This is a genomic window from Streptomyces sp. NPDC014734, from assembly GCF_043083325.1.
GTDB lineage: Bacteria > Actinomycetota > Actinomycetes > Streptomycetales > Streptomycetaceae > Streptomyces.
This window is the reverse complement of sequence record NZ_JBIBYN010000047.1, coordinates 1-15,952: the sequence shown is the minus strand read 5'-3', so window position 1 is coordinate 15,952 and position 15,952 is coordinate 1. Positions and strand designations below refer to the sequence as shown.

Annotated in this window: 3 protein-coding genes; all 3 read left to right on the top strand. The window is 73.7% G+C overall.

The features are described 5' to 3' along the window. Nucleotides 1–3,399: amino acid adenylation domain-containing protein (locus ACF1CT_RS37045; protein WP_391788437.1), on the top strand; the 3,399-nt coding region annotated here is incomplete at its 5' end. 2 nt (nucleotides 3,400–3,401) lie between these two features. Then, the gene (locus ACF1CT_RS37040) at nucleotides 3,402–11,252 is read left to right on the top strand and encodes an amino acid adenylation domain-containing protein (protein ID WP_391788436.1); all 7,851 of its coding nucleotides are present in this window, start codon (nucleotides 3,402–3,404) and stop codon (nucleotides 11,250–11,252) included. Next, nucleotides 11,249–15,952 (top strand): amino acid adenylation domain-containing protein (locus ACF1CT_RS37035; RefSeq protein WP_391788435.1); only part of this gene is annotated, 4,704 nt, incomplete at its 3' end. The genes ACF1CT_RS37040 and ACF1CT_RS37035, both read left to right, overlap by 4 nt.

The following is a 15,952-nucleotide window of genomic DNA, read 5'->3' as shown; positions in this document are numbered from 1 at the left end:
GGCGGACACTCCCTCTCCGCCGTCCGCCTCCTCAGCCGCATCCGCACCACCCTCAACACCGAACTCACCGTCCGCGACCTCTTCGAAACACCGACGGCCGCTTCGCTGGCCCGTCGGATCGACTCGGTCTCCGCGGGGGTGCGGGTGCCTCTGGCACCGGTCGGGCGCCCGGACCGCATCCCGCTGTCCCCGGCCCAGCGGCGCCTGTGGTTCCTGTACCGGCTGGAGGGCCCGAACGCCACGTACAACGTGCCGATGGCACTGCGACTGAAGGGCGAACTCGACGTCACCGCCCTGCGCGGGGCACTGGACGACCTGGTCCGGCGGCACGAGAGCCTGCGCACCGTCTTCCCGGAGCAGGACGGCACCCCCTACCAGCACATCCTGGACGGCGAGGCCGCCCGGCCCGCACTGGAGACGGTGGAGACCGACGCCGCGGCACTGGACGCGGCGCTGACCCACGCGGTAGCGCACCCCTTCGAGCTGGCGACGGAGATCCCGCTGCGGGTGACGCTGTTCGCGCTCGGGGCGGACGAGCACGTGCTGCTGCTGCTCGCCCATCACATCGCCAGTGACGGCTGGTCGACCGATCCACTGGCCCACGACCTGTCGGTGGCCTACGCCGCGCGGCGCGCGGGCCGGACCCCGCGGTGGGAGCCGCTGCCGGTGCAGTATGCCGACTACACGCTGTGGCAGCGGGAGGTGCTCGGCGAGGAGTCCGACCCGGAGAGTGTCATCTCCCGGCAGATCGACCACTGGCGCACCGCCCTGGCCGGCATGCCCGAGCAGCTCCGGCTGCCCACGGACCGGCCGCGGCCCGCGGTGGCGGGCTACCGGGGCGAGGACGTCGACTTCGCCTGGGACGCGGAGCTGCACGAGGGGATCGCGAAGCTCGCCCGCGAACACCGGGCCACCGTCTTCATGGTCCTGCACGCCACCCTGACCGCCCTGCTCACCCGTCTCGGCGCGGGCAACGACATCCCGATCGGCACCCCAGTCGCGGGCCGCGACGACGACGCCCTCGACAACCTGGTCGGATTCTTCGTCAACACCCTCGTCCTGCGCACCGACACCTCCGGCGACCCCACCTTCACCGAACTCCTCGACCGGGTCCGGAAGACGAACCTCGCCGCCTACGCCCACCAGGACGTCCCCTTCGAACGACTCGTCGAAATCGTCAACCCCACCCGCTCACTCGCCCACCACCCGCTCTTCCAGGTGATGCTGGTGCTGGCGAACAAGGTCGAGGGCGACTTCGCGATGGAGGGACTCTCCGTCTCCGACGCCGAGTTCAGTGCCTTCGCGGCCAAGTTCGACCTGACCTTCCACATGGGTGAACGGCACGGCGAGGACGGCCGGACGGCCGGGATCACGGGTGCGCTGGAGTTCGCCACCGATCTCTTCGACCGGGCCACCGCGCGGGAGCTGGTCGCCCGCTGGGAGAGGCTGCTGCGGTCGGTGGTCGCCGACCCGTCCCGTCCGATCGGCGAGGCGGACCTGCTCTCGTCGCGGGAGCGGCTGCGGGTCCTCACGGAGTGGAACGACACCTCCTCGGACGTGCCGGGGGAGACGTTGCCGGAACTGCTCGCGACGCAGGCGGCCCGCACTCCGGACGCCGTCGCCGTCGAGGACGGCGGGGTCGCGCTGACCTACCGCGAACTCGACGCGCGGGCCAACCGGCTGGCGCACGAGCTGATCGCGCGGGGCGTCGGCCCGGAGCGGTACGTCGCGATCGGGCTGCCGCGTTCGGCGGAGCTGGTCGTCGCCATCCTCGCCGTCCTGAAGGCCGGGGCCGCCTACCTGCCGGTCGACCCGGACTACCCGGCGGACCGGGTGGCGTACATGCTGGGCAACGCGACCCCCGCGTGCCTGCTGAGCGACTGCCGGACGGCGGCGGCGCTGCCGGACACCGACGGTGTGCCGCGGCTGCTCCTCGACGAGGCAGCGACCGTCACCGCCCTGCGCGGACGGCCGGACAGCGCGCCCACGGACGCCGACCGGGTCACCTCGCTGCGGCCGGCCCATCCGGCCTACGTCATCTACACCTCCGGATCCACCGGCAGGCCCAAGGGTGTCGTCATGCCGGGCGGGGCGCTGGTGAACCTGCTGACCTGGCACCGCGGGTCCATCCCGGGCGGGGCGGGGCGCAGGGTCGCGCAGTTCACCGCCATCAGCTTCGACGTGTCGGTGCAGGAGATCCTGTCGGCGCTGCTGCACGGCAGCACCCTGGTCGTGCCGGACGACGACGTGCGCCGGGATCCGGCGGCGTTCGCCCGCTGGCTCGGCGAACGGCGGGTGAACGAGTTGTACGCGCCGAACCTGGTCATCGGCGCGGTGAGCGAGGAGGCCGCCGCGCAGGGCCTGGAGCTGCCCGAACTCACCGACATCGCGCAGGCCGGTGAGGCGCTGGTGCTCGGCGACGCGCTGCGCGCGCTGTTCGGACGACGGCAGCGCCGACTGCACAACCACTACGGCCCCACCGAGACGCACGCGGCAACCTCGTACACCTTCGCGGGCGAGGTCGCCGACTGGCCGGACACGGCCCCGGTGGGCCGCCCGGTCCGAAACGCCCGGGTGTACGTGCTCGACGAACTGCTGCGGCCGGTCCCGGCCGGGGTGCCGGGCGAGCTGTACGTGGCGGGCGCCCAGCTCGCCCGCGGCTATCTGGACCGGCCGGGGCTGACGACGGAACGGTTCGTCGCCGACCCGTACGGCGCTCCGGGCACCCGCATGTACCGCACCGGTGACCTGGCGAAATGGCGGGCGGACGGACAGCTGGAGTACCTGGGGCGCGCCGATGACCAGGTCAAGCTGCGCGGGTTCCGGATCGAGCCCGGCGAGATCGACAGTGTGCTCGTGACTCATCCGGGGGTGCGCGGCGCCGTGGTGCTGGTGCGCGAGGACCGGCCCGGGGACCAGCGGCTGGTGGCCTATGTGGTCCCGGCCGACGGCGACACCCCGTCGGTGGCCGACCTGCGGGCACACGCGGCGGGGCGGCTGCCCGACTACATGGTGCCGTCCGCGTTCGTCGTCCTCGGCGCACTGCCGCTGACGCCGAACGGAAAGCTGGACCGGCGTGCGCTGCCGGTTCCGGACGCCTCGGCCGCGGTGTCGTCCCGGCAGCCGAGGAACCCCGAGGAGGAGAGCCTCTGCGCGATCTTCGCCAAGGTTCTGGGGCTGCCCCGGGTCGGCGTCGACGACAGCTTCTTCGACCTGGGCGGGCACTCCCTGCTGGCGACGAAGCTGGTCAATCAGGTCCGCGCGGAACTGGGTGTCGAACTGCCCATCCGCGCCGTGTTCGAGGCACCCACGGTGGCCGCGCTGAACGCGCACGTCACCGGTGCGAGGAAGAAGAGAGTCCGGCCGGCCCTGCGGCCGATGCCGAGGTCGGAGGAGTGAGCATGATTCCGTTGTCGTTCGCCCAGCGACGCCTGTGGTTCCTTCAGCAGTTCGAGGGACCGAGCGCCACCTACAACCTGCCCCTTCAGCTACGGCTGACGGGTGAACTGGACACCGAGGCCCTGCGCGGCGCCGTCCGCGACGTGATGGACCGGCACGAGAGCCTGCGGACCGTCTTCCCGGAACAGGACGGCACGCCGTACCAGCGGATCCTGCCGGCAAAGGACGCCCGGTCCGAGGTCGAGCTGGTGCGCACCGACCGGGAGCGGCTCGACGGGCTGCTCTCGGCGGCGGCCCGGCACACCTTCGACCTGACGTCGGACGTGCCGGTCCGCACCTGGCTGTTCGAACTGGCTCCGCGGGAGCACGTGCTGCTGCTGCTCGTGCACCACGTGGCCGCCGACGGCGGTTCGCTCGCCCCGCTGACCCGGGACCTGTCGGTGGCCTACGCGGCCCGCTGCCGGGGCGGCGCCCCGCAGTGGGAGCCGCTGCCGGTCCAGTACGCGGACTACACGCTGTGGCAGCGGGAGGTGCTCGGCGACGAGGACGACCCGGACAGCCTCATCAGCGAGCAGGTCGCCTACTGGCGTACGCGGTTGGCGGGGCTGCCGGACCAGTTGGAGCTGCCCTCCGACCGGCCCCGTCCGGCGGTCGCCGGGTACCGGGGCGACGCGGTCGGCGCGTTCTGGGACGCCGAACTGCACGAGGACGTCGTCCGGCTGGCGCGGGAGCGGCAGGCCAGTGTGTTCATGGTGGTCCAGGCCGCCCTCGCGGCCCTGCTGAGCCGCCTCGGCGCGGGCAGCGACATCCCGATCGGCACCCCGGTCGCGGGCCGTACCGACGACGCGCTGGAAGACCTCGTCGGCTTCTTCGTCAACACCCTCGTCCTGCGCACCGACACCTCCGGCGACCCCACCTTCACCGAACTCCTCGACCGGGTCCGCGACACGAACCTCGCCGCCTACGCCCACCAGGACGTCCCCTTCGAACGACTCGTCGAAATCGTCAACCCGGTCCGGTCGATGGCCCGCCATCCGCTGTTCCAGATTCTGCTGGTGCTGCAGAACAACGCCGAGGCGGACCTGGAGCTGCCGGGGCTGCGGACCGAGCTGGACGGGGTCGGCACAGGAGGGTCGAAGTTCGACCTGTCCTTCGAGCTGGAGGAGCGGCTCGGCGCCGAGGGCCGCTGCGAGGGCATCGCCGTCGACGTCGAGTTCGCCGCCGAGCTGTTCGATCCGGAGACGGTGACCACGTTCGCCACGCGTCTGGAGCGGCTGCTGCGCGCGGCCGTGGCCGATCCGGCGCGCCCGGTCGGGGAGCTTCCGGCGCTGTCGGAGCAGGAGCGGCGGCAGCAGCTCGTCACCTGGAACGACACCGCGTGCGAGGTGCCCGCCGGGACACTGCCCCGGCTGTTCGAGGCCCGGGCCGCCGCCCGGCCCGAGGCGGAGGCGGTGGTGTGCGGCGACGTACGGCTGTCGTACGGGGAGCTGAACGCGCGGGCCAACCGACTGGCCCGGCGTCTGCTCGCCCGGGGGGTCGGGCCGGAGCGGTACGTCGCGGTGGCGCTGCCGCGCGGCACGGAGCTGGTGGTGGCGCTGCTGGCCGTGGCCAAGACCGGGGCTGCCTATCTGCCGCTGGACCCGGGGTATCCCGCCGACCGGATCGCCTATGTGCTGGACGACGCCACGCCCGTCTGCGTGATCACCTCCGCCGGGCTCGCGGAGCGGTTGCCGGTCCCCGCGGACCGGCTGCTCGTCGTCGGCGACGAGTCCGTCGCGGACGAGCCCGGCCGGGCGGTGCCGGACGGACCGTCCGGTGCCGACCTCACGGCGGCCGAGCGCCCGGCGGGAGCCTCCGCGGCGAGCCCGGCATACGTCATCTACACCTCCGGTTCGACCGGCCGCCCCAAGGGGGTCGTCGTCACCGCCGGGAACCTCGTCAACTTCCTCACCGCGATGGAACGGTGTGCCGGGGTGAGCCCCGGGGACCGGCTGCTCGCGGTGACCACCATCGCCTTCGACATCGCCGGTCTGGAGCTGTACCTGCCGCTGGTGTCCGGTGCGACGGTGGTGCTGGCCGGCACGGACGAGGTGCACGACACCCGCCTGCTCTCCGGCCTGATCCGCGCGTCCGGGGCGACCGTCATGCAGGCCACCCCGTCGCTGTGGCAGAGCCTCGTCGACGAGGACCCGGAGGCGGTGCACGGGCTGCGGGTCCTGGTCGGCGGCGAGGCGCTGCCCGCGCCGCTGGCGCACCGGCTGGCCGGGGCGGCGGCCGGCGTCACCAACCTGTACGGGCCGACGGAGACGACCATCTGGTCGGCGTCCGCCGCGGTGGGCGCCGACGGCACCCCGCCGATCGGGCGGCCGGTCGCCAACACCCGGGTGTACGTGCTGGACGCCGCGCTGCGGCCGGTGCCCCCGGGTGTGCCGGGCGAGCTGTACATCGCCGGTGAAGGCGTGGCACGCGGCTACCGGGGCCGGCCGGACCTGACGGCCGGGCGGTTCGTCGCCGACCCGTACGGCGCTCCGGGCACCCGCATGTACCGCACCGGTGACCTGGCGAGATGGCGGGCGGACGGACAGCTGGAGTTCGTCGGCCGCGTCGATCACCAGGTCAAGGTGCGCGGCTTCCGGATCGAGCTGGGCGAGACCGAGGCCGTTCTGCTGGGCCACCCCGAGGTGGCCCGGGCCGTGGTGACGGTCCGCGAGGACCGCCCGGGAGACCAGCGGCTCGTGGCGTACGTGGTGCCCGGCCCGGGCGAGGAACGTCCGGGCCCGGACGAGCTGCGCTCGTGGGTGGCGCGCACCCTGCCGGAGTACATGGTGCCGTCCGCGTTCGTGCTGCTGGACGCCTTCCCCCTGACTCCGAACGGCAAGCTGGACCGTGGTGCGCTGCCCGCGCCCGCCGCCGACCGGGCCACGGGACCGCAACGTCCGCGCGGCCCGCGCGAGGAGTTGCTGTGCGGGCTGTTCGCGGAGGTGCTGGGGCTCGACGAGGTCGGTGTCCACGACGACTTCTTCCGGCTGGGCGGCCACTCGTTGCTCGCCACCCGGCTCACCAGCCGGATCCGCACCACGCTCGGCGCGGAGCCGGCGCTGCGGGACCTGTTCGAGGCACCGACACCGGCGGCGCTGGCCGGGTGGCTCGACGGGGCGGGCACGGCGCGCAGGTCACCACTGCGGCCGGTGCGCCGGCCGGAGCTCGTCCCGCTGTCGTCCGCCCAGCAACGGCTGTGGTTCCTGCACCAGTTGGAGGGGCCGAGCCCGACGTACAACATGCCGCTGGTGATGCGGCTGTCGGGTGAGCTGGACGTGGCCGCGCTGCGCGCCGCGCTCGCCGACCTGGTGACCCGGCACGAAAGCCTGCGCACCGTCTTCCCGCAGCGGGACGGGACCCCGTACCAACTGGTGCTGGAGGACGCGGCGCACCCGGTGCTGGAACTGGTCCGCAGCAGCCCCGAGGAGCTGGACGGACAGCTTGCCGAGGCCGCCCGGTACGCGTTCGACCTGACGGCGGAACCGCCGCTGCGCAGCCTGCTGTTCGAGACCGCGCCGGGTGAGCACACCCTGCTCGTGCTCGCCCACCACATCGCCTGCGACGGCGCGTCCCTCGCCCCGCTCACCGACGACCTGACCGAGGCCTACACGGCCCGCCGCGCGGGGCGGGCGCCCGCGTGGGCGGCGCTGCCCGTGCAGTACGCGGACTACACGCTGTGGCAGCGGGAGGTGCTCGGCGACGAGGACGACCCGGACAGCCTGGTCGCCGGTCAGATCGCCCACTGGCGGGCGGCGCTGGCGGGGTTGCCCGACCGGCTGGAGCTGCCCGTCGACCGGCCGCGCCCGGCGGTGGCGGGCCACCACGGCGACCGGGTCGAGTTCGCGTGGGACACCGGGTTGCAGGCGGGGCTGGTACGGCTGGCGCGGGAGCACCGGTGCAGCGTGTTCATGGTTCTGCAGGCCGGGCTGGCAGCGCTGCTGACCCGGCTCGGCGCGGGCACGGACATTCCGGTCGGAACGCCGGTCGCGGGCCGGGTCGACGACGCGCTGGACCATCTGGTCGGGCTCTTCGTCAACACGCTGGTGCTGCGCACCGACACCTCCGGCGACCCGTCCTTCGCGGAGCTGCTCGCCCGGGTGCGGGAGGCCGATCTCTCCGCCTACGCCCACCAGGACGTGCCCTTCGAGCGGCTCGTGGAGGTCGTCAACCCGGCCAGGTCGATGGCGCACCACCCGCTGTTCCAGGTCATGCTGATCCTCCAGAACACCGATGAGGCGACGGTCCGGCTCCCCGGTCTCGCGGTCGGTCTGGACGAGGTCGACACCGGGGCCGCCCGGATGGACCTGGCGTTCAACATGGAGGAGCTGCACACCGCGGACCGGGCTCCCGCCGGGCTCGTGGGCACCGTCGAGTTCGCCACGGACCTCTTCGACCCGGCCACGGCGAGGGAGCTCGCCGCCCGCCTGGAGCGGCTGCTGCGCTCGGCGGTCGCGGACGCCACCAGGCCGGTCGGCGCGCTCGACGTGCTCGCCGCGGACGAACACCAGCGGCTGCTCGTGGAGTGGAACGCCACGGATCACGCCACTCCGGCGGCGGTCCTGCCGGAGCTGTTCCAGGAGTGCGTGGCCCGCCACCCGCAGGCGCCCGCCGTGGAGCACGACGGCCTGGTGCTGACGTACGCGGAGCTGAACCGGCGGGCCAATCGTCTCGCCCATCGGCTGATCGGGCAGGGGGCGGGGCCGGAGAGGATCGTGGCCCTGGCGCTGCCGCGCTCCGCCGACCTGGTGATCGCCGTGCTGGCGGCTCTCAAGGCGGGCGCCGCCTATCTGCCGGTGGACCCCGGCTATCCCGCGGAGCGGGTGGCGTACATGTTCGACGACGCCCGGCCCTCGCTGGTCGTGACGGACGGGGCCACCACCGGGCGCCTTCCGGAGACGGGGATACCGGTCGTGCGCGTGACCGGGCCCGCCGGGCCGGAGCACGATCCGACGGACGCCGACCGCACCGCGGCGCTGCGGCTCGGGCACCCCGCCTATGTCATCTACACGTCCGGGTCGACGGGCCGCCCCAAGGGCGTGGTGGTGGAGCACTCCGGCATGGCGAGCTTCGCCGCCGACAAGATCGAGCGCTGCGGGGTCGCCGAGGGCGACCGGGTCTCGCAGTTCGCGTCGCCCAGCTTCGACGCGTCGGTGCTGGAGATGTGGCTGGCCCTGCTGTCCGGGGCGTGTCTGGTGATCCCGTCGGGCGGCCCGTTCGCGGGGGAGGCTCTCGCGCAGGCGCTGCGGGAGCTGAGGATCAACCACCTGCCGATCGCGGCGGCGGCGCTGGCGAGCATGCCGGAGGCCGCGCTTCCCGAGCTGCGGTCGCTGGCCGTCGGCGGTGACTCCTTCACCGGCGAGGTGGTGGCGCGGTGGGCGCCGGGCCGCCGCCTGTTCAACGGCTACGGGCCGACCGAGGCGACGGTGTGGGTGACGTCCAGCGCCGCCCTGTCCGAGCCGGTGGCCCCGCCGATCGGCCGTCCGGTCCGCAACTGCCGGGTATACGTGCTGGACGAGGCGTTGCGCCCGGTCCCGGCGGGTGTTCCCGGCGAACTGTACGTCGCCGGGGTGCAGTTGGCCCGCGGCTATCTGGACCGGCCCGCGCTGACCGCGGAGCGGTTCGTCGCCGCCCCGTTCGGCACCCCGGGTTCGCGGATGTACCGCACCGGTGATCTGGTGAAGTGGCGGGCCGACGGCGAGCTGGAGTTCCTCGGCCGGGTGGACCGGCAGGTGAAGGTGCGCGGTTTCCGCATCGAGCCGGGCGAGATCGAGAACGTGCTCACCGCGCACCCGGCGGTGGCCCAGGCGGCGGTCGTGGTCCGGGAGGACCGGCCCGGTGACAGGCGGGTCGTGGCCTACGTGGTCCCGGACGGGTTCGCGGGTGCCGCCCACGAGGACACCGGGGAGCTGCGCGCCCACCTGGCGGGGCGGCTGCCGGACTACATGGTGCCCTCGGCGTTCGTCGTCCTGGCGGCGCTGCCGCTGACGGCGAACAGCAAGCTGGACACGGCGGCCCTGCCGGCTCCGGACTTCAGCGCGGAGGCGGAGGTGACGCCGCCGCGCACGCCCCGTGAGGAGACGCTGTGCCGGGTCTTCGCGGAGGTGCTGGGTCTGCCGCGGGTCGGTGTCGCCAGCAGCTTCTTCGAGCTGGGCGGTGACAGCATCCTCTCCATCCAGCTGATCTCCCGGGCCCGTGCGCACGGCTTGGCCCTCACCGCGCGGGACGTGTTCCGGCACCAGACGGTGGAGGCGCTCGCCGCGCACGCCACCGACGTGCCGGACGCGCTCGCCGCGGAGGACGCGAAGGACGCCGTCGGTCCGCTGCCACCGACCCCGATCATGCACTGGCTGCGGGAACTTGACGCGCCCGTCGACGGGTTCAACCAGTCGCTGGTCCTCCGGGCGCCCGCGGACCTCGACCTGCCCGGTCTGACCGGGGCGTTGCAGGCGTTGCTCGACCACCACGACGCGTTGCGGCTGAAGGTGACGACGGTGCCGCCCGCGGAGGGGGCCGGGGCGCCGTTGTGGGAGATGGAGGTGCTGCCGGCCGGCGAGGTCGCCGCCGGGGACCGTGTACGGCGGGTCGACGCCGGAGGGGCGGCCGGGTCCGCGCTGGACGCGCTGATGGCCGAGGAGGGCGCCCGTGCCCGGGACCGGTTGGCGCCGGGGGACGCCGCCGTGGTGCAGGCCGTCTGGTTCGACGCGGGGCCCGGGGTGCCGGGCCGGCTGCTGCTGGTGCTGCACCATCTCGTCGTCGACGGCGTGTCCTGGCGGATCCTGCTGCCGGACCTGGTCGCCGCGTGGAACGCGGTGCGCGCCGGTGCGCCGGTGCGGCTGGAACGTTCCGGTACCTCGCTGCGGCAGTGGGCGCGGCGTCTGGAGGCGGCGGCGCGCGCCCCCGAGCGGCTCGCCGAGCTGGAGCTGTGGACGGAGATCCTCGGCACGCCGGAGCCGCTCCTCGGTGACCGCGCCCCGGACCCGGCGCGGGACCTCGGTGCCGCCGCCCGGTCGCTCACCCTGACGCTGCCCGCGGCGGTCACGCAGCCCCTGCTGACCTCCGTTCCGGGTGTCTTCCACGCCAGGATCAACGACGTGCTGCTGAGCGGACTCGCCGCGGCGGTCGGCGCCTGGCGGCGGCGCCGGGGCACGGCCGCGGGCCCGGTCCTGGTCGACCTGGAGGGGCACGGCCGCGAGGAGATCGTCCCCGGGACCGATCTGGCCCGCACCGTGGGCTGGTTCACCAGCCTGTACCCGGTACGGCTCGATCCGGGCCGGCCCGACTGGGACGACGTGCTGGCGGGCGGCCCCGAGCTGAGCCGCGTGGTGAAGCTGATCAAGGAGCAGTTGAGGGCGCTGCCGGACAACGGAATGGGCTTCGGCCTGCTCCGCCACCTGAACCCGGACACCGCGCCGCTGCTGGCGGGCCGCGCCGGGCCGCAGATCGGATTCAACTACCTGGGCCGGATGGCCGCGTCGGAGGGTTCCGAGGTACGGGACTGGGACCTGGTGGCCGACGCGGAGACACCGGCGGGCCACGACCCGCGCATGCCGATGACACACGCCCTGGTCATCAACGCGGTGACGGAGGACCACGCCGACGGGCCGCGTCTCACCGCCACCTGGAACTGGCCGGACGGGCTGCTGGCCGAGCCGGACGTGCGGGAGCTCGCCGAGGGCTGGTTCGCGACGCTGACCGCGCTGGTGGTCCACTCCGAGGCTCCGGACGCGGGTGGTCACACACCCTCCGACCTCTCTCTGGTCTCGCTGAGTCAGGACGAAATCGACGACCTCGAAGCCGAATTGGAAATGCCGTGAAGACGAAGTCCGCACTTGAGGACGTCCTGCCGCTCGCGCCGCTGCAGGAAGGGTTCCTGTTCCACGCCCTGTACGACCGGGAGGCGCCCGACATCTACCACGTCCAGCTGGTCCTGCGGATCGAGGGCGCCGTGGACGCGGGACTGCTGCGGAGGTCGGCCGAGGCGCTGCTGGCCCGGCACGCGAACCTGCGGGCGGGGTTCCGCACCCGTAAGAACGGTGGGTCGATCCAGGTGGTCCACCGCGCGGTGGAACTGCCCTGGCGCGAGGCGGAGCTGACGGGCGCCGGGGACGGGGCGGCGCGCGAGGCCGAGCTGGAACGGCTGTGCGCGGCCGACCGGGCCGAGCGCTTCGACCTGGCCCGGCCGCCGCTGCTGCGGATGACGCTGGCCCGGCTCGGCGAGGAACGGTACTGCCTGGTCCTGACCTGCCATCACGTCCTGGTCGACGGCTGGTCGACACCGCTGTTGCTCGACGAGTTGTTCACCCTCTACGGGCGCGGGGGCAGCCCCGCCGGGCTGCCCCCGGTCACCCCCTACCGCGACTACCTGGCGTGGCTGTCCCGGCAGGACGTGGCCGCCGCCGAACGGGAGTGGCGCAAGGCACTGGACGGGGTCGGGGAGCCGACCCGGGTGTCGGGACGAACCGACCCGGTCCCGGCACTGCCGCGGCGCGTCCTGCGGGAGCTGCCGGAGGGCCTGACCGCGGAGCTGACGGCCGTGGCGCGGGCCCGGCGGCTGACCATGAGCACCCTGGTCCAGGGCGCGTGGGCGGCCGTCCTGTCCCATCTGACCGGGCGCGACGACGTGGTGTTCGGGACGACGGTGTCGACGCGACCGGCCGACCTGCCCGGCTCCGACGCGATGATCGGCCTGTTCATCAACACCGTCCCGGTCCGGGCCCGGCTGGACCCGGCGCGGTCGCTGCTCGACAATCTGGCACGGTTCCAGGAGGAGCAGAGCGAGCTGTTCCCCCACCAGTTCCTGGGACTGTCCCGGATCCAGCAACTTGCGGGAACCAACGACCTGTTCGACACCACGATGGTGTTCGAGAACTTCCCGGTCGGGGAGGACGAGGGGGACTCCCCCGTCGCCGGGCTGCGGCTGACCGAGGTCGAGGGCCGTGACGCCACGCATTACGCCCTCAACCTCGCGGCCGACCAGCTCGGCGGCCGGCTGACGCTGCGCCTGGACCGCCGCCCCGACCTGTTCGGCGAGGCGACCGCGGACGCCGTCCTGGACCGGGTGGCGCGGCTGCTGGAGTCGATGGTCACGCTCCCGGACACCCCGCTGGGGCGGGTGGCGCTGGCCGACGCCGACGAGCTTTCCCCACCCGGCGGGGACGGGCCCGGCCGGGAGGTGCCGGACACGCATCTCGTCGCCCTGTTCGAGGACCGGGCGGCCCGGACGCCGGACGCCACGGCGATCGTGTTCGAGGACACGTCCCTGACGTACGCGGAACTGAACGCCGGGGCGAACCGTCTCGCGCGGCTCCTGATCGAACGGGGGGCCGGGCCGGAGCGGCTGGTGGCGCTGGCGCTGCCGCGCTCGGCGGAACTGGTCGTCGCGGTCCTCGCCGTGCTGAAGAGCGGCGCCGCCTATCTGCCGCTGGATCCCGGGCACCCCGTGGACCGGATCGCCTTCGTGCTGGCCGACGCGGTGCCCGGCCTCGTCATCACGGCCGCGGCGACCGACGCCGCGCTCGCCGACAGCCCGGTGCCGCGGCTGGTGATCGACTCCCCCGGGACCCTCGCCGCGCTCGCCGGCCGACGGGCGGGGAACCCCGACGACGCCGAGCGCGCGGCCCCGCTGCTGCCCGCCCACCCCGCCTACACCATCTACACGTCCGGTTCCACGGGACGCCCGAAGGGTGTGCGGGTCGAGCACCGGGCGCTCGTGCACCATCTCGCGTGGATGACCGACGCGTTCCCGCTCGGCCCGCAGGACACCGTCCTGGCCCGGACGTCACCCGCGTTCGACGCGTCGGTGTGGGAGACGTGGCTGCCGCTGCTCACCGGGGCGGCGGTCTGCGTCGCCCCGGACCGGGCCGTGCGCGACCCGCGGCAGCTCCTGGCCTGCCTCGCGGAACACGACGTGACCGTCGCCCAGTTCGTGCCCTCCCTGCTGACAGTCGTGGCAGACGCCGCAGACGGGGGCGACCGGCTGCCGCTGCGGCACGTCTTCGTCGGCGGCGAGCCGCTCCCGCCGCTGCTGGCGCGGCGCGTCGCCGACGCGTGGGACGTCGGCGTGCACAACCTCTACGGCCCCACCGAATGCACCGTGCAGGCCACGCACCACCGTTTCGACCCGGCCCGTGACACGGCGACGGTGCCGATCGGCCGCCCGGTGCGGAACACCCGTGCCCTCGTGCTGGACGCCGCGCTGCGCCCGGTGCCGGCCGAGGTGCCCGGCGAGCTGTACCTCGCGGGCCCCCAGCTCGCGCGGGGCTACGCGGGACGGCCCGGGCTCACGGCCGAACGCTTCGTCGCCTGCCCGTTCGGCGCGCCCGGCTCACGCATGTACCGCACGGGCGACCTCGCCCGGTGGAGCGGCGACGGACGGCTGGAGTACCTGGGCCGCACCGACGACCAGGTCAAGGTCCGTGGCCACCGCATCGAGCCCGGTGAGATCGAGGCGGTCCTCGCCGCCGATCCGGCGGTCGGGGCCGCGGCGGTCGTCGTCCGCGAGGACCGGCCCGGCGACCAGCGCCTCGTCGCTTACGTCGTGGGGGCCGCGGGCACCGTCACCGACCCTGCGGCCCTGCTGGCCCGGGCGGCGACGGTGCTGCCGGACTTCATGCTGCCGTCGGCGGTGGTTCCGCTCGACGAGCTGCCGCTCTCCCCGAACGGCAAGCTGGACCGCCGGGCACTGCCCGCGCCCGCCCCCACGGCGACGGTCGCCGCGCGGGCGGGACGCGGCACGCGCGGGCCCGGCGAGGACATCCTTCGCGGTCTCTTCGCCGAGGTGCTCGGCGTGGAACGGGTATCGGCCGATGACAACTTCTTCGCACTGGGCGGGCACTCCCTGCTCGCCATGCGCCTGATCAGCAGAGTGCGGACCGTGCTCGGGGTCGAGCCGGCCGTGCGCGACCTGTTCGAGGCACCCACGGCCGCCCGGCTCGCCGAGCGCCTCGAAGGCGCGGCCCGGGCCCGGGCCGCCCTGACCCCCGTGCCGAGGCCCGAACGGATCCCGCTCTCCCCGGCCCAGCGGCGTCTGTGGTTCCTGCACCAGCTGGAGGGCCCCAGCGCCACCTACAACGTGCCGATGCCGCTCCGGCTCTCCGGCGAACTGGACGTACCGGCCCTGCGCGCGGCGATCGAGGACCTGGTCGCGCGGCACGAGAGCCTGCGGACCGTCTTCCCGGAGCAGGACGGCACCCCGTACCAGCACATCCTCGACGGCGAGACCGCCCGGCCCGTCGTGGACACCGTCGCCGTCGCCCCGGAGGACCTGGACGCGGCGGTCGCCCGGGCCGTCGGCCACGCCTTCGACCTGACCCGGGATCTGCCGTTGCGGGCCTGGGTGTTCACGACGGCTCCCGACGACCACCTCGTGCTGCTGCTCGCCCATCACATCGTGAGCGACGGTTCCTCGCTGGCACCGTTGGTGGGTGATGTGTCGGTGGCGTACGCGGCCCGTCGTGAGGGCCGGGCCCCGGCATGGGAGCCGCTGCGGGTGCAGTACGCCGACTACGCGTTGTGGCAGCGGGAGGTGCTCGGCGACGAGTCCGACCCGGACAGTGTGATCACCCGGCAGATCGACCACTGGCGCACGGCCCTGGCAGGGCTGCCGGAACAGTTGGAACTGCCGACGGACCGGCCGCGTCCGGCCGAGGCAAGCCACCGCGGCGAGACGGTCCCGCTGTCCCTCGACGCGGAGACGCACCGGGGGCTGACCCGGCTGGCACGGGACCATCAGTCGAGTGTCTTCATGGTGGTGGAGGCGGGTATCGCCGCCCTGCTCACCCGGCTCGGGGCCGGCACCGACATCCCGATCGGCACCCCGATCGCCGGCCGGACCGACGACGCCCTCGACAACCTCGTCGGCTTCTTCGTCAACACCCTCGTCCTGCGCACCGACACCTCCGACAACCCCACCTTCACCGAACTCCTCGACCGGGTCCGGGAAACGAACCTCGCCGCCTACGCCCACCAGGACGTCCCCTTCGAACGACTCGTCGAGATCGTCTCCCCGGCGCGGTCACTGTCCCACCACCCGCTCTTCCAGGTCATCCTGACCTTCCAGAACAGCAGTGACATCGACGTCGACCTGCCCGGTCTCACCGTGCGGGAACACCTGTTGGAGGCCGAGTCGGCGAAGTTCGACCTGTCCTTCGCACTGGAGGAGCACGTCGATGGCGACGGCGTGCCGAGCGGTATGAGCGGTTTCGTGGAGTTCGCGACGGACCTCTTCGACCGGGAAACAGCCCACGCCATCGCGGAACGCCTGGAACGACTGCTGCGCTCGGTCACCACCGACCCGTCGCGGCCACTGAGCACCCTCGACATCCTCTCCGCGCAGGAACAGCGGCAACTGCTGCGGGAATGGAACGACACCGCACACACCGTCCCCGACGCCACCCTGCCCGACCTGTTCCAGGCCCAGACCACCCGCACCCCGCACGCCATCGCCGTACAACACGACAACAACACCCTCACCTACACGGAACTGAACACCCGGGCCAACCGCCTCGCCCACCAC